Source organism: Microcoleus sp. T3_B1 (assembly GCF_036700445.1).
In the GTDB taxonomy this organism is placed as follows: Bacteria; Cyanobacteriota; Cyanobacteriia; order Cyanobacteriales; family Microcoleaceae; genus Microcoleus.
Genome location: NZ_JAUBOX010000099.1, coordinates 1 through 23,567, shown reverse-complemented (window position 1 = coordinate 23,567; position 23,567 = coordinate 1). Strand labels below are relative to the sequence as shown.

At 42.1% G+C, this 23,567-nt stretch carries 36 protein-coding genes and 1 tRNA gene; 4 read left to right on the top strand and 33 right to left on the bottom strand.

Annotation, left to right across the window (positions count from 1 at the left end; all coding sequences use genetic code 11):
• Nucleotides 1-86: 86 nt before the first annotated feature.
• The 5 genes from QT990_RS31615 to QT990_RS31595 all read right to left on the bottom strand — a co-directional run bounded on the left by QT990_RS31615 (nucleotide 87) and on the right by QT990_RS31595 (nucleotide 2,063).
• Nucleotides 87-311, bottom strand: a complete 225-nt coding sequence (locus QT990_RS31615; RefSeq protein WP_333102163.1) for a hypothetical protein — start codon at nucleotides 309-311, stop codon at nucleotides 87-89.
• 37 nt (nucleotides 312-348) lie between these two features.
• Entirely contained in the window at nucleotides 349-558 is a 210-nt protein-coding gene (locus QT990_RS31610) for a hypothetical protein (protein WP_333146821.1), read from the bottom strand.
• Nucleotides 559-829: 271 nt separating this feature from the next.
• Nucleotides 830-1,177 (bottom strand): helix-turn-helix transcriptional regulator, encoded by a 348-nt coding sequence (locus tag QT990_RS31605; protein WP_333146819.1) that lies wholly within the window; start codon nucleotides 1,175-1,177, stop codon nucleotides 830-832.
• A gap of 39 nt (nucleotides 1,178-1,216) precedes the next feature.
• Nucleotides 1,217-1,546, bottom strand: coding sequence for a hypothetical protein (locus tag QT990_RS31600; protein ID WP_333102158.1), 330 nt, complete (start codon nucleotides 1,544-1,546; stop codon nucleotides 1,217-1,219).
• A 139-nt stretch (nucleotides 1,547-1,685) separates the two neighbouring features.
• Nucleotides 1,686-2,063: a hypothetical protein gene (locus QT990_RS31595; protein WP_333146817.1), complete on the bottom strand. Its 378-nt coding sequence runs from the start codon at nucleotides 2,061-2,063 to the stop codon at nucleotides 1,686-1,688.
• Between the two features lie 398 nt (nucleotides 2,064-2,461).
• Here QT990_RS31595 and QT990_RS31590 point away from each other — a divergent pair, with 398 nt between their 5' ends.
• Complete coding sequence (locus tag QT990_RS31590; RefSeq protein WP_333301079.1) at nucleotides 2,462-2,917, top strand: hypothetical protein; 456 nt, start codon at nucleotides 2,462-2,464, stop codon at nucleotides 2,915-2,917.
• Nucleotides 2,918-3,050: 133 nt separating this feature from the next.
• Here the strand turns inward: QT990_RS31590 and QT990_RS31585 are convergent, their stop codons facing one another.
• The 25 genes from QT990_RS31585 to QT990_RS31465 form a co-directional block, all read right to left on the bottom strand.
• Nucleotides 3,051-3,341: a hypothetical protein gene (locus tag QT990_RS31585; RefSeq protein WP_333146814.1), complete on the bottom strand. Its 291-nt coding sequence runs from the start codon at nucleotides 3,339-3,341 to the stop codon at nucleotides 3,051-3,053.
• Between the two features lie 9 nt (nucleotides 3,342-3,350).
• Nucleotides 3,351-3,833: a DUF1822 family protein gene (locus tag QT990_RS31580; protein WP_333146811.1), complete on the bottom strand. Its 483-nt coding sequence runs from the start codon at nucleotides 3,831-3,833 to the stop codon at nucleotides 3,351-3,353.
• 38 nt (nucleotides 3,834-3,871) lie between these two features.
• Entirely contained in the window at nucleotides 3,872-4,621 is a 750-nt protein-coding gene (locus QT990_RS31575; RefSeq protein ID WP_333146809.1) for a hypothetical protein, read from the bottom strand.
• Between the two features lie 17 nt (nucleotides 4,622-4,638).
• Complete coding sequence (locus tag QT990_RS31570; protein WP_333146807.1) at nucleotides 4,639-5,373, bottom strand: hypothetical protein; 735 nt, start codon at nucleotides 5,371-5,373, stop codon at nucleotides 4,639-4,641.
• Nucleotides 5,374-5,533: 160 nt separating this feature from the next.
• Nucleotides 5,534-6,136, bottom strand: coding sequence for a hypothetical protein (locus tag QT990_RS31565; RefSeq protein WP_333146805.1), 603 nt, complete (start codon nucleotides 6,134-6,136; stop codon nucleotides 5,534-5,536).
• Between the two features lie 92 nt (nucleotides 6,137-6,228).
• A complete protein-coding gene (locus tag QT990_RS31560; protein WP_333146803.1) occupies nucleotides 6,229-6,579 on the bottom strand; it encodes a DUF3846 domain-containing protein in 351 nt (116 codons plus the stop codon).
• Between the two features lie 30 nt (nucleotides 6,580-6,609).
• Nucleotides 6,610-7,002, bottom strand: a complete 393-nt coding sequence (locus tag QT990_RS31555) for a hypothetical protein (RefSeq protein WP_333466193.1) — start codon at nucleotides 7,000-7,002, stop codon at nucleotides 6,610-6,612.
• Nucleotides 7,003-7,052: 50 nt separating this feature from the next.
• On the bottom strand, nucleotides 7,053-7,256 hold the full coding sequence (locus QT990_RS31550) for a hypothetical protein (protein WP_333301077.1): 204 nt from the start codon (nucleotides 7,254-7,256) through the stop codon (nucleotides 7,053-7,055).
• A 53-nt stretch (nucleotides 7,257-7,309) separates the two neighbouring features.
• Complete coding sequence (locus tag QT990_RS31545; protein WP_333146799.1) at nucleotides 7,310-7,867, bottom strand: hypothetical protein; 558 nt, start codon at nucleotides 7,865-7,867, stop codon at nucleotides 7,310-7,312.
• A gap of 38 nt (nucleotides 7,868-7,905) precedes the next feature.
• Nucleotides 7,906-8,196, bottom strand: a complete 291-nt coding sequence (locus tag QT990_RS31540) for a hypothetical protein (protein WP_333146797.1) — start codon at nucleotides 8,194-8,196, stop codon at nucleotides 7,906-7,908.
• Between the two features lie 53 nt (nucleotides 8,197-8,249).
• Nucleotides 8,250-8,813, bottom strand: a complete 564-nt coding sequence (locus QT990_RS31535; protein ID WP_333146795.1) for a hypothetical protein — start codon at nucleotides 8,811-8,813, stop codon at nucleotides 8,250-8,252.
• Between the two features lie 117 nt (nucleotides 8,814-8,930).
• Nucleotides 8,931-9,605: an MT-A70 family methyltransferase gene (locus tag QT990_RS31530; RefSeq protein WP_333146793.1), complete on the bottom strand. Its 675-nt coding sequence runs from the start codon at nucleotides 9,603-9,605 to the stop codon at nucleotides 8,931-8,933.
• Nucleotide 9,606: 1 nt separating this feature from the next.
• Complete coding sequence (locus QT990_RS31525) at nucleotides 9,607-10,002, bottom strand: hypothetical protein (RefSeq protein ID WP_333146791.1); 396 nt, start codon at nucleotides 10,000-10,002, stop codon at nucleotides 9,607-9,609.
• Nucleotides 9,999-10,229 carry a hypothetical protein gene (locus QT990_RS31520; protein WP_333146789.1) on the bottom strand — a complete coding sequence of 77 codons (231 nt, stop codon included), beginning with the start codon at nucleotides 10,227-10,229 and terminating at the stop codon, nucleotides 9,999-10,001. The genes QT990_RS31525 and QT990_RS31520 overlap by 4 nt, the downstream gene beginning before the upstream one ends.
• A gap of 114 nt (nucleotides 10,230-10,343) precedes the next feature.
• The gene (locus QT990_RS31515; RefSeq protein WP_333146787.1) at nucleotides 10,344-10,562 is read right to left on the bottom strand and encodes a hypothetical protein; all 219 of its coding nucleotides are present in this window, start codon (nucleotides 10,560-10,562) and stop codon (nucleotides 10,344-10,346) included.
• A 44-nt stretch (nucleotides 10,563-10,606) separates the two neighbouring features.
• Nucleotides 10,607-11,023 (bottom strand): DUF1257 domain-containing protein, encoded by a 417-nt coding sequence (locus QT990_RS31510; RefSeq protein ID WP_333146785.1) that lies wholly within the window; start codon nucleotides 11,021-11,023, stop codon nucleotides 10,607-10,609.
• A 138-nt stretch (nucleotides 11,024-11,161) separates the two neighbouring features.
• The gene (locus QT990_RS31505; RefSeq protein WP_333102137.1) at nucleotides 11,162-11,371 is read right to left on the bottom strand and encodes a DUF2997 domain-containing protein; all 210 of its coding nucleotides are present in this window, start codon (nucleotides 11,369-11,371) and stop codon (nucleotides 11,162-11,164) included.
• Between the two features lie 25 nt (nucleotides 11,372-11,396).
• Nucleotides 11,397-11,738, bottom strand: a complete 342-nt coding sequence (locus QT990_RS31500; protein ID WP_333146783.1) for a DUF6283 family protein — start codon at nucleotides 11,736-11,738, stop codon at nucleotides 11,397-11,399.
• Nucleotides 11,739-11,887: 149 nt separating this feature from the next.
• Nucleotides 11,888-12,271, bottom strand: coding sequence for a hypothetical protein (locus QT990_RS31495; protein ID WP_333146781.1), 384 nt, complete (start codon nucleotides 12,269-12,271; stop codon nucleotides 11,888-11,890).
• Between the two features lie 208 nt (nucleotides 12,272-12,479).
• Entirely contained in the window at nucleotides 12,480-12,914 is a 435-nt protein-coding gene (locus QT990_RS31490) for a DUF6876 family protein (RefSeq protein ID WP_333146779.1), read from the bottom strand.
• 15 nt (nucleotides 12,915-12,929) lie between these two features.
• Entirely contained in the window at nucleotides 12,930-13,277 is a 348-nt protein-coding gene (locus tag QT990_RS31485) for a hypothetical protein (protein ID WP_333146777.1), read from the bottom strand.
• A gap of 6 nt (nucleotides 13,278-13,283) precedes the next feature.
• A complete protein-coding gene (locus QT990_RS31480) occupies nucleotides 13,284-13,580 on the bottom strand; it encodes a hypothetical protein (RefSeq protein WP_333146775.1) in 297 nt (98 codons plus the stop codon).
• An 81-nt stretch (nucleotides 13,581-13,661) separates the two neighbouring features.
• Entirely contained in the window at nucleotides 13,662-15,230 is a 1,569-nt protein-coding gene (locus tag QT990_RS31475) for an AAA family ATPase (RefSeq protein ID WP_333146773.1), read from the bottom strand.
• A gap of 244 nt (nucleotides 15,231-15,474) precedes the next feature.
• Nucleotides 15,475-16,800 (bottom strand): hypothetical protein, encoded by a 1,326-nt coding sequence (locus QT990_RS31470; protein ID WP_333146771.1) that lies wholly within the window; start codon nucleotides 16,798-16,800, stop codon nucleotides 15,475-15,477.
• 233 nt (nucleotides 16,801-17,033) lie between these two features.
• Nucleotides 17,034-17,318, bottom strand: a complete 285-nt coding sequence (locus QT990_RS31465) for a helix-turn-helix transcriptional regulator (protein WP_333301075.1) — start codon at nucleotides 17,316-17,318, stop codon at nucleotides 17,034-17,036.
• A 304-nt stretch (nucleotides 17,319-17,622) separates the two neighbouring features.
• On the opposite strand from QT990_RS31465, the gene QT990_RS31460 reads away from it, so the two are divergent.
• From QT990_RS31460 to QT990_RS31450, 3 genes are read left to right on the top strand one after another with little or no spacing between them, the layout of a single operon-like run.
• Complete coding sequence (locus tag QT990_RS31460; protein WP_333146767.1) at nucleotides 17,623-17,913, top strand: hypothetical protein; 291 nt, start codon at nucleotides 17,623-17,625, stop codon at nucleotides 17,911-17,913.
• Entirely contained in the window at nucleotides 17,910-21,317 is a 3,408-nt protein-coding gene (locus QT990_RS31455; RefSeq protein WP_333146765.1) for a virulence-associated E family protein, read from the top strand. Before QT990_RS31460 ends, QT990_RS31455 begins: the two co-directional genes overlap by 4 nt.
• Nucleotides 21,314-21,487, top strand: coding sequence for an NblA/ycf18 family protein (locus tag QT990_RS31450; protein ID WP_333146762.1), 174 nt, complete (start codon nucleotides 21,314-21,316; stop codon nucleotides 21,485-21,487). The genes QT990_RS31455 and QT990_RS31450 overlap by 4 nt, the downstream gene beginning before the upstream one ends.
• Nucleotides 21,488-21,699: 212 nt before the next feature.
• Here QT990_RS31450 and QT990_RS31445 read toward each other — a convergent pair whose 3' ends face one another.
• From QT990_RS31445 to QT990_RS31435, 3 genes are all read right to left on the bottom strand, one after another.
• Complete coding sequence (locus QT990_RS31445) at nucleotides 21,700-22,827, bottom strand: tyrosine-type recombinase/integrase (RefSeq protein WP_333146759.1); 1,128 nt, start codon at nucleotides 22,825-22,827, stop codon at nucleotides 21,700-21,702.
• 135 nt (nucleotides 22,828-22,962) lie between these two features.
• Nucleotides 22,963-23,036: transfer RNA gene (locus QT990_RS31440), tRNA-Pro, on the bottom strand.
• 37 nt (nucleotides 23,037-23,073) lie between these two features.
• Entirely contained in the window at nucleotides 23,074-23,442 is a 369-nt protein-coding gene (locus tag QT990_RS31435; RefSeq protein ID WP_333146757.1) for a DUF1818 family protein, read from the bottom strand.
• Nucleotides 23,443-23,567 lie beyond the last annotated feature (125 nt).

Sequence of the window (23,567 nt, the reverse complement as noted above, 5' to 3'; positions counted from 1 at the left end):
TATATTATCAAGGGACTCGCGAGTTCATTCATCTTTCTAAATGCTGTTTTCTTACTTTTTCAGCAAGCCCTACTTATCAGCTCCAACTAAATAGACTGAGCGATTTGATAGGCTTGTTGATAGAGTGGATCATTACTCTTTGGCTGCTGACCTTCTTTTTGATCGCTGACGGCTAAAGCTACCTTGATTTTCTGACTTTCAGTTTGTGAAGGTAGTGTTTGATTTTCATGGTAGTAATTGGCAGAAGTCTGGAAAAAGTTAGGGAGGTCGGCTTCATATTTCAGAAACCGAACTAATTCTTTTAAGTTCATAGCATTGAGAAAAGCAACACTACCTTACAGCGAAGCATTACTGTGACTTTTTACGATTGCCTTCTAGTTCTTCAATTTGAATGCCGATCGGATATGACTCTTCATCATATTCCCCAAGATATTGATCGACTTGGCCAGCTTCAGTTACTTTGCCTGAAGTAAATAGAGGACTGGTTGCTGCTAGTGCGACGGTCAAAGCTGTTGTAACGGCAAGAATCGTGTGTTGTGTTTTCAGGGAAATATCCAAAATGGTTTACTGGAACTGGAATAACTTATGTGAGCAAGCTGTTGATTTAAAGCCACAAATCGCCTACTTGAATCAGAGGAAGCTCGACTTCAAGTTTCTGTCTTAGAGAACGGACATTCAGGGCGTCTGTGAACAGAAGCGCTGGAACAAACTACCAGATTTTATGGCGAGTTGTTAGATTTGTCCTCGTCCAGGTGATGAACAACTTCACGCCCGTCTGAGCTTGCGATCGAGAGTTTGTTCTGCCACCATCCGATGCAGATACACTGTTTTATAGGTCATAGGTTTTGCGATTGAAGTAAATGGGAAATACTGCTACGGCGTTTTCTAAGTCCAGAGGTTCAACTTCTGTTTGTTGACGAATTACTTCAAGCCATGCAGCATTGAGAGCGAAGATTGCAGCAATTCTGATGGTGAGCCAGTCATACTCACTGGTTCGGATGTCGATTCTATTATTTTCGATTTTCGATAATAGGTATCGATCGATCGTAAGAAACTCTTCATCTTCTGATGGAATTACCAGCAATTTACACAAATCTTTCTGGCTAAAACCAAGTTCTTGCCGAGCATTTTTTAGGATTCTACCCAGCGTTAATTTACTGTGTTCGTAGTTTGTCATGATAAGTAAGAATTCTGGGAGCGACCCAGATAAACGCTATTAGAATGCTAAATAACCAAATTGTTGATTTGCTAACTCAAGAACTTTGCGAATAAGTTCCTCTCTCTGTGCTTCAAATTCAGCATGAGGCATTTTGACATAGCGATAAACTTCAGAACTTGACCATCGGCTTTCAGAGTCATATCCTTCATCACCGCTAAGTACCACAATTTCAATTGATGTATTTTTGGGCCATTTGGTGATTTGTAGATGATATTCATTCCAATCTTCCCAGGTAGTAAGCTGATGAGTTTCTTTTGTGTATTTTATTACTTTGCCATCTTTGGCTTGCCAGGTACAATTTTCAACATCAAAGTCTGGTTGTGACATTATTTAATCCTCAATCTCACACCCTTACAGCGAAGCAAAATCTTACTTTGACTATTTTTATTGCCAGTAACATTCCCAAAAACATTATCAGAAACATTTTTAGAAACGTTACTAGAAACAGAACAAGAAACAAAATCTGTTATATCAACCACCAATTTAAAGACTGAATCAATTTAGTAGCTTTGTCGATGACCTGAGTAACGATCGGCTGGGTAATAATCTGAGTATTGGACAAACCTAAGTCAGAAACAGCGTCAAGACAAGCACTTTCCCAGGCACTTTCTTTGGTTGTGTAGAGTTTGATGGGAGTAACACCGATCGTCACATACTTTTGTTGAGAGAAACAAACCAATTTCGCTGCGTTGCCCGGTAAAAATTTAGGGGCAACAACTTCATGTTTGACCTCACAAGGTAAGAGCTGCCCTTCCTCGTTAAGCCATACAGCCTCTTCAATTACAGGACATATTCTCAGTTGGTTTTCGACTTCTTGAGGTATTGAAAAATCTGGGTTGTGCATAGTACGATAAATCTGCTAACAATACTTTACGGCGAAGCTTATAATTTGCTTGCTAAGTAAAGAATAGCGTTAAAATAAAATAATATTAATTCTAAAAGTGAGGAAATATGGGCGAAGCGAAACGGAGACGAGAAAGAGGGTTAGGATTTGGATTTAAGTCTCAGCCTGAAAGTTTAATTATTGGATGCTATCTAGCTCCAGCAGGGATAAGTGATCGACATACAGTTTATTTGGGAATCAGAAGAAAGAACTCTCATGGAGTAATCAGTAAACCGCTGTCAGTTCATACCAAGGTAACAGATGCTTTCCAAGTTCTGACAAACTGTAACAATGTCTTGAAGAAATGCTCTTTCACGATAAAGCACTCAGATGAAAAAATTTTTGATTCATTCAAGGAAATGCTACTCTCTGACTACGGGAATCAAGGTGAGGTAGGCGATCGATATCAAGTATCGGAGAACATAGATGCTTTCAATGCCTGGATGAACCAAGGTAACTACCGAGATAAAAATAATCCACCGCCAGGGGTGACAATTACCCATTTAACATCCGTAGTTAAAAAACGTTACAGAGTTTTTATCAGTCCGATCAAAGAAGAATCACCCAAATTCTATGGGAATCCCGAAGATAACTCGGTATTTCACGTAGGCGAAAGTTTTGACCGCCCTATTGCCGGAACCCAAAACGAACTGTTTATCTGGCAAACCTATGTAGTTGCAGCATTCTTCGCTGATTACCTGAATGATCATGATAAAGATTCCTTGAGCGCTGAGGAAGCCCAGAGGCTAACTCATGAAGTACAGGATTTGATGAATCAGGAGCGATCGCCAGGAGTTGTATTAGAACGCGCTTGACGGGGCGCTACTCCTGGCGATCGCTCCTGACTCTATACCTCGGCTATAGAGTCAGCTCTACCTCATCCGTCATCGTGGCCAAGTCGAGATCAAACTTTGCCGTTTTTGAAGCCGCCAAGCCGAGTTTTCACCACTAACCCATCATTGTGCAAATAGCTTCCCAGTTCTCGTCCACTTCTTCAGGAGTAAAATTTGTGAGACAACCCGCTAAGTAGTCTGTACTGCCAATGCAAAATTTTTTCCATACCTCTGGGCGATCGAATGGTCGAAAATTATCTTCAAATTCACATTCGGCTTCAGCGATGGCTCCGGCAAAATCATCTTCTACTTTTTCAGGGCAATTAACCACCCAAACCGCTTGAGCTTGAGCTGGATCAGGCTTGGGTTTTCCTGCCAAAGACATCCTTAGCGGTTTCAAATTCATGGTTTTTCCTCAAACATTTTGTAATTCAATAGTTTCCAAATAGTCAGATAAGCGGTCAAAGGGCTGAAGGTCAGCAACAGAAATTTGTACAGTATCGCCGTGGATATCAGCAGCAGAGAGAAAGCCCAAAAGTTTGACTTTATCCAATGAGTCTGGTAATTCAACAAAGATATAAGCAATGCGATCGTTTTGGACTGGAACACAAATCTTTGTTTCTCCTTCACCAATTCGACAGCATTGAATCTTTCCGATTCCGGGTAACTCCAAATCAGCAAGTTCTAAAGCCGATTCAATTGCGACAGTCCAGTCATCATCTTTATCGAGAATGGTTTCAAAGTCCATCCAACCGATAAGATGATTGACTGCCCACACTGTCATTGTATTGTAGAAACGCTTTAGACCATTTTCTAGGTTTGCTTGTTCTGAGGCATAAGCTAAAGCTAAGTTGTAGACTTTGGCATCGATCGGGAATTGCAGCCAATTATCTTTCATTTTGTGTAATTGAGAAATCACACTTTGAAAGCGAAGCATTATTCCATTACTAAATCTTCAAATGAACAAGCAATTAATTTTTCTAAACTTTCTTCAAACCAAGGAAGCAAACTGTGATAAATGCCTTGACTTAACAATCTCGGTTCAATATTGTCAGAAAACTTATTTCTAGATACTTCTTTCTGATAGGCTACTCCAATATCATAATAGGTGTGCCAATAGTAAACAAAGTTCAAGATTGTTTCTCTTCTGAGTTTTTCCGCTGACAGAATTTGTACTAAGTAATTCATTGAATCACTCAAGGTTTTTCTGTTACCTTTACGCCATTCCCAATCTTGAACTTGAAGAAACTCAATATAGCTGTAGCTTCCACCAAAATACCATTTTCTTTTGCCGTACAATGTGTTTATGTAAGCAAGAAGTTTATCACAAGCTAATCGCAAAGTATCTATCTTGCTCTTAGGATATAACTGTCGATGTCCAACAAGATACCATCCTAAATCATCAGTGACTAGGGTATCGTTTAACATTGACGAAACGCAAGTTTTGCCAGCTTTTTTTACTGTTGGGTCGATCGATTTATCTTTCAAAAACTGCACTATCAAATCCAAGCCAACCTCACCATATTTACAGGCTTCACACAAACCACCAATTTGGGATAATCGGTGATTAGATGCTAAGCGATTCTTGACACCGAATAGACCTCCTAGCACGGCAGCCCCTTTGGGAACTAAGACGTGACTGCCGAGTATCGCATCATATTCTCTAGGAGCTTGTTCCTTTGACATTATTGTTACCATGAGCATTAATCTGGTGCAATTAGCTTCTCTAAACCTTCCTCAAACCAAGGAAGCAAACTAGGATAAATGCTTTGACTCGCTAATCTGGATTTAATCTTTTTGACGAATTTCTCTCCATATATTTCCTTTTGATAAGCCAAGCAAATATCGTAATAACTTTGAGAGTAATAAACAAACAGCAAGATTCGTACTCTTCTTAACTTCTCGGCGGTAAGTATCTGAATCAAATAGTCGATCGAATCATCTAATATTTTTCTGTTTCCTTTAGCCCATTCCCGATCGTGAACCTGAGAAAAAGTAATATAACTGTACCCTCCAGAAAGATACCATTTTGTATTTGGATAGACAGTATGTATGTAAGCAAGAAGTTTGTCGCAAGCTAAATGCAAAGTATCTGTTTTAGTTGGAAAATCCAAGTTTCCATGTGAAACCAAATACCAACCTAAGTAATCGGTTGTTACAGTGTTATTTAACATTTTGGCAACTGTATCTTTTCCAGCGCTCTTTACTGTTGAATCGATCAAGTTCCAGTTATCTCTCAAAAATTGAACTATTAAATCAAAACCAGGCTCACCATACCGACACGCTTCGGACATAGCACCAATTTGCGATGCTAGATGACTTGATGCTAAACGACTTCTGACACCGGGTAAACCTCCCAGCACCATAGCACCGAGCGAAGGGGGAGTTTGACCGCCGAGGATAGCATCATATTCTCTAGGATTTTGTGGTTGTAACATCTTCTAACCTAACTTTGCTTTGTTGTGGTGAATGAGTTATACTGAACTTGCTTCTGTTCTGTTGATTATCCAAGCACCCCGGATGAAACAGGCAACAAAACAGAAGTTGCACAAACCGAAAAGCGCTACAAACTTATGCCACTAGCGCTTTTTCATGGGATTAGACTAACTGACTAACGAGCGATCGAACTTGTGTTGAAGTTAAGCAAGCTAAATTATTACCAGCAGTTCGGGAAACAATAAGGCAAAAGCCATATAATTCTTTGCCAGTTTTGGTAACATAGCTCAACTTGTCCTTAGAGTTTTTGTTAGCAAATATCACAGCAGTTCGATCGATGAATTCGTCTTCAATTCGCTGGACAATGATACCTACAGTTCCAATATTAGTCCCCATCAATTCTGCTAAGTTAATTCGAGACTGAGAAGATTTGCGAATGTCAAAGCCTGTAGGCGACACCAAAATGTAGTAAGTGTAGGTGTCATTATCGATCAAATATCTCACTTCAGTTTTGCCCGTCGCGGTTTGTTTAGCAACTGATTTGATGTCAATTCCGCCCTGTTTTAAAGCCAAAATCATTTGAGTGATATATTGTGCCGACAAACCTCCTAGTTGACCGCCAATATCTTCGGGCAGCAAGGGGGGAGAATTTTTCAGCAGATTATGGACATTTCTAGCAGTGTACAGTCCGGGCCAGCGTAGCGAAAAATCTCCTGATATCTCGATCGCATACTGAGCAATTCGTTGAAATTCGATATTATCCATGTTGATTCTGAGTGATTATGAGTGATTCTGAGTGATTCTGAGGTGAATTGAGTCATGCCCTGTATCCGAACTGGAACAGGGCATAATTACTGCTAACGTGGCTGTAACGGATAGATTTTGCTTTCTTTTTTGACAATTTCTAGCTGTTTCTCAGTCAACAAACAGAAATCTTCAATTTGCATATCTATTCCGACAATCAAAAGCTGTCCCTGAAGAGTAATGCCATCAGGAGTAAGTAAGGTCGGCTGACAGCCTTTCATTAAGAATTCATCATCACACAAAATAGCGATCGACTGGTCAGAATAGCGCTTATAAACCCCTTCAAAGAATCCTTCTTCACCGGGAATTCCTACAAGTTTTTGAATTTCAGCAACGGTTGGCATTTCAGTTGCCGTTACTTCTTGAATTCCTGTTGAGTTGATTAAAACGTAAAATTGTGACATTTCGGTTCCTGTAAATGTTGCTAGAAAGAATCAATCAATATCCCAGAGCGAAGCACTAAAGTTGTGTTCTGGCTTCACTGGTTTTGGATACAATTTCAGTTCAGCTTTGACAATTTTGGCTTGACGCACATTAAGTAAGCACAAATTGTTTGGTGATTCATGAGTTGCGAGAATTACTACCTGACCACAGACAACATCACCATTTTTTGTAACACAAGTTGGGGGAAGTTCTGTCGATACAGCATCAGCATCACAAACCATAACGATCGAACTATCAGAGAAGCTCAATTCTGCTACTATTTGACAATTGGCTGGCAATGTTTCACTACCAATCAATTCTTGAATTTCTTTGATAGCCAACATTTCAGGAGTAGTAGTAATTTCTACCTCTTGTTCCAGCGTAACTAAAATGTAGTAAGGCATTTGTTGGAACTGGGAGCGATCCAGTTATTCGCTATATTCGTTATTCTTCGTTATTCTTCGATGGGAATTCCAAGTAACACTTTTACCGCTTCAATATCTTCAGGCAAAACGTAAAGAGTAAATCTGCCTTGATAGACGTAAAATTCTAGCTGATGAACCATTGGTTTTATGGCAGAGACAACTTTATGATGCTCGTTAAAACGAAAATCAGCTACTTTATGAAATCCCGCAACATTTATCTCAGGTGAAACCATTTACAAACTGGGAGCGACCCAGGAATTCGCTATCAATATCCAAAAGTGAAACATTAGCGACGCTTGAAAATATAGACTTTTTCATCTAACATCCGCCGATAAATTCCCTCTGTCAAATAGAACCAATCTTGGATAATTGTCTCGATATTGAGATGTTTCCAGCTAAGATTGTTGCGTTTCAACTGTGAATCAAAACCTTCTTGAGTCAGAAATTGTTTGACAAAATCTTCAGTGCGATCGCAACAACCTTTGTAATCTTCTCTGAAATTTGACAAGATTTCTGGCTCTCTACGATAGTCCGCATAATAGAGTAAGAATGCTTTGCCGTGTTTATGAATTCCTTCACCTATTTGTGCGATAAAGGATATTGGCATTTCTGGTGCCATTTCAGTACCTTCAAAGTTTTGGAATAAACTAACTTTGACTGCTCCCATAAATGGAGAATGAGTCTGAATGTACTCCATATTTTTCTGCATTTCAGAAGCGTTAATAGCATTGATCCAAGCACCAAAAAAAGAAAGTTCTTGCAGAACATAAACTCGCGGTACATCAAATCGCCAATCAGTTGGGAAAGGCAAATTGGTTAAAGGGTCAAAAGAATTGGACTGCATGGTAGTTGTTAACTGGGAGCGACCCAGTTATTTCGCTATTATTTGTTGGATATATTGGCAAGTTCGATCGATCTACAGAAATTACTAACTGCTTCGAGATGTTCTTCTAAAACGTAGACTCTAAAAGCACCTTGTTTCCAGAGCGCATCAGGGTCAAAAGAATGAAACTTTATCAGGTATTGAAACTCGCTATTTTTCAATGCAGTTTCGATCGATTCATGCTGATGTGCTAAGAAGTCACTCACAATAATGAAGCCGTTTTCAGCAGTCTCTGGCAATTCATTGGATTCTGATTCTGTCGTTGTGCAGTCGTTATGAACGGTTGTCATGATGATATTTTGAGAGAACAAATCCATGCCTTTATGCGAAGCAAAACACTAAATTACCAGGTAATCTCTTCCAAATAATGATCACCTGTTTCAGCTCTTAAACTCTCAATCCAGCTTTGAGGAACGTTAAGCTGTTTCAAACATAGGATTTGTTGTTCAATGCAGTCCAATTCTTCCTCCCTGCTATTGTCAACAAATTTATCACCAACAGATCGACGAATGATGTGATGATTTTCATGAACAAAAATGCTGGCTAACCATTCAACATCACGACTAAATGTTTGTTCAGCAATGAGTATTTCATTCTTCCAATAAGCAGCACCCAATGAAGTAGCACTACTTATGCAATGAGTATACTCTTGAATCAAGCTGAAATACTCTGGACAATAACGAGCTAAAAGTTCGAGAGCTTCGATTACTTTTGCTGCAAAATCATCGGTAAACTGTACCGGATTTGTGATTTTAATTCCGTAACTTTTCTCGTAACTTTTCTCGTAACTTTGATGTTGATTTTCTTCGTAACTTTCATCGGGGACAGTATCAGTTGAATCGTAGGAATTGTAAGTTGGATCGGATGCGATCGAAGTAATTCCAAAAACTAAATTAAACCAGCTCATTTTGTGACTGGGAGCGACCCAGTAAATACGCTTACAGGACAAATCAATATCCTTAAGCGAAGCAATAACAAAATGACTTAACCCTAGTAATTTCCATAAAAAACTAGGGGTGAGTTATCAAACTAAAGCATTAGGCAAGTTAGCCTCAGCACCCCAGGCATCCCAATTAGGCCGTTGTTCACGAGCAAATAGTTCAATCCTCGACGGGTGGGATAATTTGCCCAAATTCTCACAATTCTCCAGTTTGTCAGCAAGTCGATCGGCAATCTCCCAGAATTGTTCAGGCTTCTGTGAATGTTTCGTGCGCCGTGCCCGAATGATGTTTACGATATTTGTCAAGCCGTGATGGCTAAAAGTCCCAGGATTGCCCTTAGTAGCCACCAGGAAATGCTCTGTGCAGCTCCGACCGTAGTGACCTATTCCGCCATGAGGTTTGCCAGCCTTCGTTATTTTCTCCCATGTGAAAGTCGATCGATGAGTAAATCCCCAGCGGTCGAGACACCGAAACCCCAGCGCTTGATGGTTATTTGTCACCCACAGCAGCAGATAAGAGTCTGAGCTTGCGATCGCACTGATTGGCATATTGAGAATTTCCTCATCTGTCATGGATGGGTAACTGCAACGACCCCTATGAGTTTTGTCTGCTTCTCTGAGTGTGAAACTCCAGGGCGGATCGGCAACAATCAGTCTGTATTCTTGATGCGGGATAGGTGGAAGGTTGGGTATCAGATGCAGTGCGATCGATAACTTTTGCTGTCCTACCGCATCATCAGCTTTGTATTTAGTCTTCATGCTAATTTCTTCTTTTCTTTGAAGTTTGTTTGGACAATTCCTTTTGCTGTTTCTGTTTGGCTAATTCAGCCTTTTCTTTGTTAATGATTAATCCCCGAAAAAACATCACTTGTGCTTGTTGGATTTTCACACTATCCTGTTGCTCAACTTTGAACAACATATACCTGAGAATTTCGATGGAAGTAAATCCATCTAATCTAGTTACATTTTGAACAAGTTGAGCAGCAATTGAAAAATATCCAAGATTATTAGCCATTGCTCCAGCTAATACTTTGACTGCAAATGTTTCTAAAGTCCAGTTATTCGATCGAGCCGTTTCAAAGATTTTATCAACCTCTATTTGAATTCTTGCAGCTTCATCTACTACTTCTTGCGTTTGATGTACCATGATTTTCATTCCAATTTTTCTACAACTTCTGAAACTTTGATGCTTCGTAATGTACAGCCGTATATCTCAATGTAGATATAGGTAATAATTCGACCTTCCGTAACCGAATCTTGCAATGTTTTACGATTGAATAAGAAGAACATTTGCCACCACGTTAAAAGCATTGGCGGTTCTTCTAAGACTTCTGCTGTGACTTTCTTTCCTTCAATGATTTCTAAGATGACAATGTGTTTCATATTTTTGGTAAGGTGAGAGGGAAATAATCACCGTTAACTATTTCCCTGTTACCTAAAAGCGAAGCATTGACTTGAATTAAGTGAGATTTTCTTGATGCTGACTATCTATCAAAATCAATCATCGGCTGACAAATCGATCGAGTCATAACCCAACTGTTGAACTAAATTGAGTGCCAGTCTACCGGGTTCAGTCTCATATTTACTTTGAGTTGTTCGGGTAGTAATCAACAAGGCATCGGCTGCTCGATCGAGACATTTTATAATGTCAATAAAATCGTCTATATCAAGGATTACATTGCAGCCTTCTGGGTTGGTTGTGTAATTCCAAATCATGGTTTCTGTTCCTGTTTAAGTTTCTGAATTCCCTATGCGAAGCACTAACACCATTTACCAGCAACTATGACTATTTCACCATTTTCTTCAGTTTGAGACTCAATATTGAACCCTTGACTCCTCAATACTGCTAGAGTATTTTCCCGTGCGTACCAGGGTAAAAGTTGTTCCATAAATTTCTTAGCAGCATGGATGGAACCATCACGAGTTAAGAACTCAAATTCATCAGTTCCTTCTACTCGCTTAAAGCCAAAATCGTAACCACCCTGATAGCGTTGTTTGCGCCGAATAACAAACTCTGCTAACTTACTGTTGCCGAATGGGTCATGGATATGAGTGTTAGTTTCGAGGTACGCTCCAGCAAGAATTCCCTCAAGTCCTGACTCAATCATTTTCTCTAGAATCTCTTGTAGGACGATCGGATTCTTTATCTGGGTGCGGATATGAGTTAGATGTGACATTTTCTAAGTCTCCTAAAAGTTCTGAAAGTGGACGAGAGAAATACCGGGCAGCAGCAAGAATTTTTGAAGTACATTTACCGCATTCGTAAGTTCTGCCGTTTACTAAGGGATTAAGACAACCAGGGATTTTACAATTCATCAGCTATTTGTCCATAAAGTTGAGTCCTCAATGATTTCCTCAGTTAATCTTTCAGTTAATGCTTCTGGAAGAAGTTCTTGCGATCGAATTTCTCCCATTGCATTTTCCAGTTGCTTAGTAATGGCAGTACAATTCGGCCCGGAACCAAGGACTTTTTCAGTAACAGTGCCATTTTTGTTGATGATGAATTCGATTTGGTAATATTGCATGATTGAATAAGTTAGGTAAGTTGGGTTAATCTGTTAAAGTTTCTGCAAAAGTTGCCCGTTGTGCGTCATCAATTTCAAGCTGTGATATCTGGTTCGATCGCATCAATACCAATCGCAGAGCCAGATTATTATTCCGAAGTTGGTGATAAATCCAGCCGACACATTCAAGCAATTTATCATCAGTGGAATAGTGACAGCCCATTGCGATTTTAGGACTTGTCAACTGTTCAAACACATCTTGATTTGGATTAGCGATCGTCTCCTTCAAAGCTTCATGATTTTCCCGGTTGTAGTCAGGAATTTTGCTCAAATCTCGGTTAACTTTCCAGGGACAGTTAGCACATTGTTTCGTTTGTGTCAGTTGCATGATGTCAGTTGCATGATTAGTATTTGACTGAGATTATGTTATCGAATTTGTCTCTGACAATTTTGGGACTTTTGTTAATATGAATCCCACAATTTCGGCAAGTATAATGTCTCAAGTATCCTAACTGACCAAGAAACATTAATTGACCGCTACAGACTTTGCACGTCAAACTTGACATTATCGTTGTCCTCTTTCAGGCTGTTGTTGATAAGTAAACCTTGATTTATTAAATCGACTGCACGTTGTGCGATCGACTCATTTTTTTCAAGAGTTCCGTTAGCTAGATGTCGCATAAATTCCAGCAATTGATTACCCTCAAAACGGGTACTGTAGCGAATCATGCGACAAGCTATTGCTACATAAGCATCTTTTTCTAAGACTGCATTTACCCAAACTTCAATTGCAAACTCAAGCGTATTGACTTTTCTTTTCAGTGCTTCAGCAAAAACTATATCAACTTTTGCCTGTAATTGTTGCAGTTGTTTTTGCCTTTCTTCAAGTGTAACTTCGGGAATTTGTCTGTTGGTAGTCATTCGATTTGGCTCTCCTGGGTTTATGGTGTATACGGTATCAAGCACAACTGTTCGCGATTCTGTAATACCCTCGGAATAAGGATATGTGGTTTGGTTATCACCTCAAAATCAGGAGAGCCTTCGATTTGCTCCTAATAATTGTTGAATGATGTAGTGCGAAACTTTATCTTGTCCCCCCAAAGTGGAGAATAAGACAGCTTTTTAGGACTTAATTTTCACTTGGCAACAGAAGGACTTTATCTTGTAGAAAAAGCTTGATATCAGTCAAAGGAAAATCTGTCATTGGTATCTGCTGAATAATCGCAGGTTTAGTTTCGGCAGTTGGTGAATCTTCCCAACAAGTCAAAACAGCATCATTAGGCGATGGCGTACCGCCCCGCAAGCTACGAGGCTTAATGAATTCATGTGCATTTCCGACATGAAGGAACCAAAGCTGAAACTCGGTTAAGCTGTGAATTCTCCTCGCACGGGGCTGATGGGAGGCGATCGCATCAATCAACCAATAAGCTTGAGCATTATCAGCCAAATATTTGACTCCATCGGTGTACTGAATTCCGAGCCAATGTTTGAAATATTGCTCAGTTCCAGAAAAGTGTTTCAAATTCTGCGACAGTGTTTCAGCATCCATCATTGCCTTTGCCATAATCTGATTCCAAATTCAAAAAATCATTCTCTTACAGCGAAGCATTACATCACTATTTTCTTGAAGTATTTCCAACTTACTAAGACTTACTATCTGACCGTTTCGACCATTCACACACACAAATGGTGGAGGGTCATTAAGCAGTTCAGTTGCATAATTCCAGAGTTCTGCTCCTTCTTCTGGAGGCGTAAGCCAAGAACCCTTCAAAGTTTCTCTAATGCCCATGATTCTTTCTGCATCAGCAATGGTAGATGCAACTAATTTGGCATCGGCTCTCCAAACACAGACACATTTACCTTTGTAATTGGCGAACGCTGGAAATTCTTTTGGTTCACTTGTTAAATCATTGATTAGGTCAGACATACTATTTCAATTTCCTTTTTGTTCAAATGCTTCGGTTAATTTATCATCAATAGCAAAAGCAATAATTCCGATCGCATCTCTCATCGCTGCTTCATCTCCCTGCTTAGAACGCAAAAGTAGTAAAGGAATTCTGCTTTTATCAGGAAATACCTCATTAATCAAAATCAAAGCATTTTCGTTACCAGCGACGGCGGTTGACCAAATCACTGAGGCAAACGCCCAACTATTTATTACTTCTTTTTTGCCTTCATCAGTATCGATCGTTTCCAAGCTTGATAAAGGATGAACAAAATGGGGTTCCATATTCTGCCTCAATTTATGTGAACAATTCCTAAATCAAAAAGCGAAGCATTTGTAACCTTTGGCTTCGCTTTCTGATAATGATTAATTTTCGTCAACCTCAAGAGGTGAGAGATGAGAGTAGGGAGTTACAGGTGTTTCATTCTGATCGGCAATACTGGCGGATTTAGCGCCCGATCGAATTGCCCAACTTTTGAGTTCATCAATTTGTGCTTGAGCAATCCGTGCCAGAGGAACGCAGCCAGTGATCGCTATAGTCAAATCTCGCTCTGTGAATTCTCTCCCGGCACTGAATGCGGTTTGCATCGCATCGCAGATAACTTGCTCAATCTCCGCACCAGACAAGCAGGACGACTGACTTGCCAGCATTCCACAATCGAAGTCTCCCGACTTCACTCGCGAAGGCCGGACGCGGGTGAGGTGAACTTGAAAAATTGCCTCCCGCTCTGTGAGGTTCGGCAGGTCAACCCAGAAAATTTCATCAATGCGACCTTTGCGAATCAGTTCGGCGGGAAGGACTTCGGCGCGGTTGGCAGTCATCACTACAAACACTGGCGCGGTCTTTTCTTGCATCCATGTCAGGAGCGCACCGAATACCCGCTGGCTTGTGCCAGAGTCGCCATCCATGCCAGACGTAATGTTCGCGAAGGCCTTATCTACTTCGTCTAAGAACAGAATGCAGGGTGCGATCGCCTCCGCTAACTTAATGACCTGTCGGATGCGGTTCTCGCTCTCGCCGACCATACTGCCAAAGACCCGACCGACATCGAGGCGCAGCAGGGGCAATTTCCATTCAGCAGCAATGGTTTTAGCCAGCAGGGATTTACCCGTTCCCTGAATGCCGGCCAGCAGTACCCCCTTGGGATTGGGGAGTCCATACTCACGGGCTTCATCGCTAAAAGAGCGCGATCGAACTGTTACCCATTGCTTGAGATTTTCAAGTCCGCCTACGGACTCCAAACTAGATTGAACCGGGATGAATTCGAGGATGCCCGTCTCCCGGATGGTTTGGCGCTTCTCCTTGATGACCGCAGCGAGGGCATGAACATCAACTTTTCCGAGCACTAAGCGTTTGGCAAGGACGCGGGAGATCCGGCACCGAGTCAGCCCCTGGCAAGCCTTTGTTAGCTGTTGCCGTTGTTCTGGGTTGAGTTTGATATTCTTGCCAACCAGTCGATCGATCAACTTCGAGATCTCCTCGATGCCTGGTAAAGAGACATCTACCACCGTAATTTCTTCCCGCAGCTCTTGAGGCATTCTGAGTTGATCGGAGAGAATGACGAGACAGCGACGGTCACGGGCGATGGTCACTGCCAAATTTTTCAGTTCGCGGACGATCGCTAGCTGGTTGACGGCTATCTGCCCATTCGCACCCGGTGCAATCAAAGTCGCAATGTCTTTCATGACGAACAAAGTGACTTGTTCCATTGCCGGCGCTTTGCTGATCCGCTCCAAGGCTTGCATCGGGTTTCCTTTGGCTGTGCCATTATCTGTCCAGCCACGGGCAAAATCCCAGAAATAGATTTGCCCTTCCTTAGCTTTTGCTATATCACACAAAATTTCTTCGGCGGTTTCCTCTTCTGGGCTCACTACCCACAACAAAGGAAATCTGGCCATCAACATTAGCTGAATTTCTTTTTTTTGATCTATCATGTCTTTAATCCAATTATCAATTGCTAATTACTCTCTACCCAGCACTGATTCGTACTTAATCCAATATCAAGTGATTTGCCGAGCTAGTACGCAATCAAGCTTTTGAGTCACCAATTTTGCTACAAGTTTTGAGCTACCCACTCAAAACTTAGTAGCTCTCTAACAGTACCCATTCTTCCTTCTAAGCTCAGTAACAGCAACTGCTACTGAGCTTTTTGTTTCTGTTTGTTTCTGTTTCTGTTACTCATTTAGCCAAAGCAACTTTTTGCTTTTTGTTTTTGAGAAGAGGTTCAAATGGCTTAGCGGGAGGTTCAACAGCTTCAATAGACTCCACTGTTTCTGAACTAGAGTCAGAAATAGCAGGGTCAGAATCAAAGTCAGAGTCAAACTGAGAGTTAACGGGTTCTAAAAAAGGGCCAACAAAGTCTGAAACTGTTTCATGCAGTAGTTCGGGGAGTATTTCAGGAAGTAATTCAGCTTGAGATTCAGAGGGAGATTCAGATTGAGCGACTTGAGTTTCAGCGAGACGTGCTTTCAAATCTTCAATTTCTTTAAGAGCATCTGACAAGTCACCATGCAAAGTCTCATTTTCGACCATAAGCTGTGCGTCTGTAACGATACCATCATCACTATCATCAAATTCTCGATCGACTTCTAAAGCCCCACTAACTTTTTGTTGACTTTGCAGGTTAGTGATTGTTGTTGAAGCTTCTCTTAGCTGAGTTCTCACTTGTTCTAGTTGAGCTTCTAGGACTTGTTTCTCGCCAACTTGTGCTTGTAGAGCTTGGATTTGAGAATGGAGACTGGACACTTCTCGTTCCCGTGCTTCGATTTGTCCATTAAGCTTAGATATCTCACTGAGTCGATCGCGAGAAGCCGTTTCAAATTCAGCAACTTCTATCAACCGTTTTTCAGCAACTGACAATTTTGCTAGTAATTCATTGCGTTCGGAGGTGAGCAAATCTAACTGCTGACGAAATTCTTCAGAATCGGTCAACTTTTGCTTATTCAGATTCATGTACGCTTCCCTGAGCTCATTCCGCTGGCGTTCGTACTCCGATTTATAAAACGTCAACTCCATTACATTTTGAGGAAAATCTTTGAGTTGTTGGCGCATCAACTCATTTTCCTGAGCTAACTGTTTCATCCGATCGCCACTCACGCTGGTATCAGCTTTTTGATAAGCCAGTCTGTAGAACGCGATCGCCATTTGATGAGAAACCTTGAGAATATCTTCAGGTATTTCGGAGTCCTCCAGCAAACCATCATCCGCTGCTTCCAACAGTGCTGTTGCTAAATCCTTCTCTGATTTTCCTTGCTTCATCAGCGACAGATTATCTGTACGCCATTCTTTCAGCAATTTGCAGATAATATCGGTGCTCCCTCCGATTCCGTAAATTTCCTTGAGCGCTGCACCCACACTCCGAACCACAATGCCTATACGATTTTTATTGAGCACAGCACACGTAAAATCAATCATTTCTCGATTGATTCCTGTGTATTGTTGACTGCGATCGAACTCAAATCCTGTCAAGTCAAGCGTTTGAAACGTTGTCGGTAGTTTTGGCACGGTTTTTTTAACTCGGTAATTTTGACAAAAAGATTCCGTACTTCTTTCTGAAGCAATTTTGCTTTTGCAATGTCCTAAAAGTTGAATCGCGCAAGCCTTGCGTCACATTCCTAAGCAGATCGTTGATTACTGAGGCTGCTGGTTCTCAGATTTTTGGGGCTGTTAATTTTGGCTTGTGCGATTATCATATCACCTCATAAGACATTATGACAAGCCATTTTGTCTTATTAAGGTTAAGCAAGCATTTCGTAGTTTGTTTCCTCCTCTACTAAATCTGACAAATCCCTGGGAAGCTCTTCCCAATGAACATTGAGAGCATCACAAAGGTCGATCCAGTCGCCCCGAGTAAGGGCTGGCTCTTTCCCCAGCGTCTCCCATCGCTGCAAAGTCCGCACTGCAATCCGATTTCCCAAACGTGCTACTAATTGCTCCCTACTTAGTCCCGCTTTTTCCCGTAAGTATCGCAACACAGTAATTTTCCTAGTTTCTAAGGATTGATCTTTAGCTCTTTCTGTCATAATATCAATTACAGGACAAATTGGCTACTTATTTTGTCTAGCCAGTTTGTCTCTTCTCGTTGAACAACTAGCGATCGAGGCCGGGGGCTAATTCGACCTCGATCGCTAGCACTATTCTCGCAGCCATCTCAACAAATTCACCCATGTTGAAAATCCGTAACAAAAAACCACGCACCCCAAAGCCACATTTCATACAGGCACAGTTTTCTTGAACAAAAAATGGGGTAATTCCATACGGATTTGGGAAACAGCTAACTCAGCTATTGGCTAACTGAAAAACTGCCCTAAAAAATCAGTACAGAACATGACCCAAAACGGATGGTGTCGATCGAATTATCCCAAGGACGGCAAACGATGCTTCGGCTTATTAACGAATGGGCTGTGTGCCGAGTGCTATTGGTCAGATCCAGCCCAAGGTACTTTCCCAGCTAGCGAAATTCAAGCAAATGAAAGTCAAAAAATCACACGACTGAGAGAAAGAATCAATGATTTGGAAGAAAAACGATCGTCGGTCAATCAGGAAATCTATCGTTTGCGCCAACAATTGCAAACTTTAGTCGCAGCAAAATCAAAATCAGGAGTCAGAAAGCAATGAATATAGATCGTGAGCTGGCACAAAAGCACCTGAATTACTTGGGCTATCAACCGGGCGAAGCTTTGTTGAGGTTTTTCTATCATAGCTCTGATGAACGCAAGAAAAAGGATAAAGGTCGCAAAAGTTCTGAGCTTAACTGGCAACAGATTGAGCAGTATCAAGCAGACAAGCGCGGTGTTTATGTCGTGGTTAATGGTGCAGGCGCAGGTACAGCCGGACATAGCGATGCTGAGATTAAGCAGTGCTGTGGTATTTTCTGCGAGTGGGACGATATCCCGTTGGCAGAACAATTTGAAAAATGGAGCGAAGTAGGTTTTGTTGAACCAACTTTCACCATATTTAGCGGTGACAAGTCGATGCAACCGTATTGGCTGTTTGAGGAGCCGATCGCACAGGAACAATGGCGGGAACTGCAAGTGCTTCTGATCGAAGTGATGGAAGCAGACGAGAGCAACAAAAATCCCAGTCGTGTTTTTCGGCTCGCGGGTGCGTGGCACGTTAAGCCCGATCGCGAACCCGTTAAAACCGATTTTGTTGAAGAGTCCGGCACTCGCTACAGCTACAGTGATTTGCGCGATCGACTTCTCATTCTCTATCAAGAGTTACTCGCTCGGAAACAACGAGAACTTGAGGAACAGCACCAAGCTTTACTGCAATTTTCTACCACTGCTACTGCCACTGCCACCCACAGCGCTACTGTCTTAGACAGTGCGACTGCCACGACGGGGCGCACTGCCACCGCAACTCTAACTGCGACACCGGAGGAAATATCTCAACGGTATAAAGACATCACTGTTCCGGTGCCGGTGCCAATTTCTCTACAGTGCGGTCTGGGAAAGCCCAACAAGGAATTTTTGAATGGAGTAGCGACTCTCAGAAATACCTCAATGGCAACGCTGGCACGGGATTTAATTGGAGTTCAATCTGAGTTCAGCCGACTGGGACAAGTAACCAATGAGGATGCCTACACTCTATTTCTTGATGCTTGTCGGCGTTGTTCTCCCGGCGGTGGCTGGGATCAAGAAGAGTGGGATCAAATCTGGAATTACGCAGTTAAGTCGAATCCGATCGCCAGCATCTCAAAATATTTTAGTGACGGGATTGAGAGCTGCATCAAAGGTGAATACTGGCGATTCATCAAATCTCTGCAACCTGATCATTTAGTTTCGCTACTAGAGGCAGAGGCTGAATCTGATTTGGGTAACTCTCCTAATTCTGCTGCTAGCTCTGATTCATCACCTGAATTTAATATTTTAAATTCAGATAACAGAATGATTCAGGATTACCGAAAAATCATTAGAAAATTTGGCAAACGGCTTCGCTTGAATAAACTCAGCAAGCGAATCGAAATTGACGGTACACCAGTATCACTCGATCGAGTGCGAATTCAACTCGCAATCAAACACGGAATTCTCGTAAAATCCAGTCGAGAAGATGTTCAAGATATCCTGACAGAAATAGCAGTAGAAAATCAGTATTCACCAATTGAAGAGTATCTAAATTCTTTGCCACCAGCACCAGATACTTCGTTTTTAGATAGTCTCGCTGAAAAATATTTTGGTGTCAACGATCCAATTTATGAAATGTTTGTCCGAAAAACATTAATTGGTGCTGTGAAACGAACGTTTGAACCAGGATGCAAAATAGACACAGTTCTGATTCTGCAAGGGAAACAGGGCTATAGAAAGTCAACTTTTTTTAAGGTGCTGGCGGGAGGCAAATATTTTGACGATTCCCTGGGAACTGTTTCTGACAAAGATGAACGGCTGAAATTGCACCAAGCCTGGTTTGTAGAATGGGCAGAGCTAGAGAGTGTTTTCAGACGGCGCGATGTCAGTGCAACCAAAGCTTTTTTATCCACCGGAACAGACAAAATTCGACCGCCATATTGCCGAGATATTGAAGACTTCAACCGACCCAGCATCATTGTCGCAACCACCAACAAGCAAGAATTTCTCGCTGATGAAACAGGCAACCGGCGATTTTGGGTAATTCCGGTCAAACACCGAATTGATACTAAATTGCTTAAGAAAGAACGAGATGCGATTTGGGCTGCTGCGATGCTGGCTTACAAATCTGGCGAAGAACCTTGTCTTGACTATGAAGATGAAGAAACTGCCGAACACATTGCTCAAGAGTTTCAGTCATCAGATCCCTGGGAAGATGTCATCGAAAATTTTATTGAACACCGCGAATATATCCGACTCAGCGATCTGCTCACTCATCTCCAAGTTGACCTGAGCCGACAAGAGCGATCGCACCAGATGCGCTGTTCCGCCATCCTCAAAAAATTTGGGTGGGAGCGAGAGTTTCGATCGATCTCCAGCAAACGAGTTCGAGTTTGGTGCAAAACTGAACCCGAACCCGAACCTGTCTCCCTCCCTCTTGAGCTTGCTGAATCCGACCCCGAATTTGACGCCGAATTTGAGGCTGATTCAATCCCTGTTGAGGCTGCTGATCAACCTCAAGTTTTGAAAACCCCCTTAAAAAGGGAGGTTGATCACGAGGTTGATCACCCTGCTACACAAGGATTTGATCAACCTGATCAACCTGATCATCCTATTTCTGAAAAAATACTAAATTCTGATCCGACCTCGAATCCAACTTCAGATCCGACCTCGAATCCGACCTCGAAAGGAACAGTAAACTGGATGGCTGCTTCCGCTTTTAGTAATTCCACGGCAGCGAAAGATTTTCCTAGTTTTGGTAACAAGGTTGATCAGGTTGATCAGGTTGATCAATCCTTTGCACAGCAAGGTGATCAACCTAGCGATCGACCTCAAAATTTGGAGCCATTTTCAAAAAATGAGGTTGATCAGCAGACTCAACAGAACAACGAAACAGGGGATCTGGTCGAATATATCCGGCTAGCGATCGAAGTCGGCGATCGAGAAACAGCTCTTGATATTCAGACCATGCTCAAGGAAGTTTGCAGCAAAGGCGCAGCCGATCGCCAGAAAGTCTGGAACTCCCTTACCGCTGATGAAAAAACCGCTTTTAATGGATTGATTTCCCCAGACCCGACACCAACTCCGACACCAACTCCAACGACATCGGAATCGACAATGCCAATAGTAGAACCGACAACGGAGACAACGGAGACAACGGAAGAACCAACACCCGAACCAACACCCGAACCAACACCCGAACCAGCAGCTATCTCCGGAGGAATAGATGAGAAGGATGCTGAAAAACTAAGAGAGATAGCTACTATTTGGTGGCCCGAATACTACCCAGAACACTTGCAAAATCTACTGACTCAGATGTATGGATGGAAAGCGCCAGGGACTAAATACCAGAGAGAGGTAATAGTGAATTGGCTGACTGGAGAAACTGCTGAAGTTCGCGATCGAATCAACCTATTGATTGCCGAAAAAGATCGAACTGAGAAAATAGAATCATGACAACTATTGACCTCACACTTGAGCAACAACTTCGATTAAGAATCTACGCTTCTCAAGCTCAATCACTTTCAGTAGAAGAAGCACGAGTCCTCTTAGTTGAACTAATGCGACAAAACATGATCAAAGACAACGTAATCAAAAGTTTACTCAATTCAAATCAAAATGAATAATTTCTGCGATGCTAAAACTGCTTGTAAAATCCTCAATTGTAGCGATCGAACCCTTCTGCGATACAGAAACCAAAACAAACTTATAGAAGGGATTCACTGGGGTAGAAATCCTGGCGGAAAAGTTCTCTACAATCAACAACTGATTGAACAATTGATAACTTGTGGTGGGGATATCAATCATCCGGATCATCAGAAATTTATGGAGAGGTATCTCACTGATTTACCTCAAAATCAACATCAGAAACCGGGTCGAAAACAGGGAACAAATCTGGTAGTTTTGGCGGGTTGACCAGTCCGGCATAATTTTCATAAAGTGTTCTCACATCGTGACCGGTGAGGGCTGCGATCGAAACAGGATTCATGCCAGATTCCAAGCCATGCGAAATTAGCGTATGTCGGGTATTGTAAGGTTTTCGATAATCAATTTCAAGGGATGCAAGCGCAGGTTTCCAGTAGCGGTTGCAGAAATTTTTGGAATCGATCGCTCTACCTTCGATGCTGGTGAAAATTAAATCATCAGGTTGGAAGTCAGTCGATCGCCGGCTCAGTAATAACTGTTGCAGCCGTGGAGTTAGCGGCACCGTGCGGTCTTTATTCCGCTTGGCTGCTTTCCGATCACCGTTACTCAAACTTTCTCCGATCCAGATGCGATCGCAGTTGTGGGAACAATGTCGCCAGAGGAGAGCTGCTGCTTCGCCGGTGCGAAGGCCGACGCCGAATTTGAATTCCACATAGTCCGCATAATGTTTCAGATTCTCGTTTGAGCGGAATTTTTGGACGATCGCGCTTATTTCTGTAAGCGTGAACGGTTCTGGGCGTTGTTTGGGAGCTACGTTCACCTTGACTTCCTCCCAAGGATTTTCGAGAACCAGCTTCTTTTTTTGGCCCCACTCCCAGCAAGCATTAAGCATGATAATCCGTTCCCTTACGGTACCGGGTTCAAGTTTCTGTGCCAGCCAATCTCTAAATTTTTCTGCAACAGTTTCAGAAACAGAAATTGTGCTTTTGTTTTTGAAAAACGCAGAAACGTGTTTCTCAAGTCCAAGATATTTAGCGAAAGTAGAAGGCTCAACTTTCCGGCGCTTGTACTCGATAAATTGGTGAAACAGGTCAGAAACAGAGATGGATTCTTGTTTCTGGGGTTTGTATTTTGCCAGAGACGGGTCAAAATTGCCACTGGTCATATCGAGTTCGATCGTCCGCGCTTTGATGCTTGCCGCTTTACGGTTGACGATCGAGTCTGGCAAACCGAGATATAGCCAGAAACGTTTACCTTGCCAGGACCAGGCAAGTCGCAGCCGATCTTTGAAAACTTCTATATTTACTGAGCCTTTTGGCATATCCCAGATTTATCGCAGATTTATCGCAGTGATTGTCTGAGTATGTCATATTCTGTCACCCCTTCTTGAGAATGGGTAAGGAACGAGTTATCTAGTAAAAATAATGGAACCCTTATAAAATAAGGATTCCATCTATCGGAGCGGCGGGATTTGAACCCACGACCCCTACTACCCCAAAGTAGTGCGCTACCAAGCTGCGCTACGCCCCGACAGCTTTAACAGCTTAGCATAGAATTCCCAAAAAAGTCAAAAAACTTTTAAAACTTTTGCGGCCTGCACCAAACTCGGAACCGCAGCCGCCGGCCAAAAACCCTCGCACCTCCTGCCAGCATTCAGGATCAACTGCACGCTGTAAGCTTCGGGATAGCCTTCCACCTGCACCCACAGCAAGTCGCTTTCGGCTTCAATGGCTATTTTTTCCTCGTCCATTAACTCAGAGGCCATTTGACTCATGGTGCCGGCCAATTGCCCCAACAATCGGCAAAAATCGTTTAACTCAGCCTCCGTGAGTTCGATCGCCCAACCGTCGCCAGCCACCAAACCCTTAAACTCCTCAGCCTCTGGGTTCCATCCCAAACGCCACCCAACACCCGTTTTAATTACACGTTCCACCATTGAGGGATTTTAGATTTTAGATTTTGGATTTTAGATTAGGAATGAGAATTACAGCATATTCCATGTATATATGATACACTGTATTTAGTACATAAGCGAAAAAAATGAAACCTTATTCGATCGAG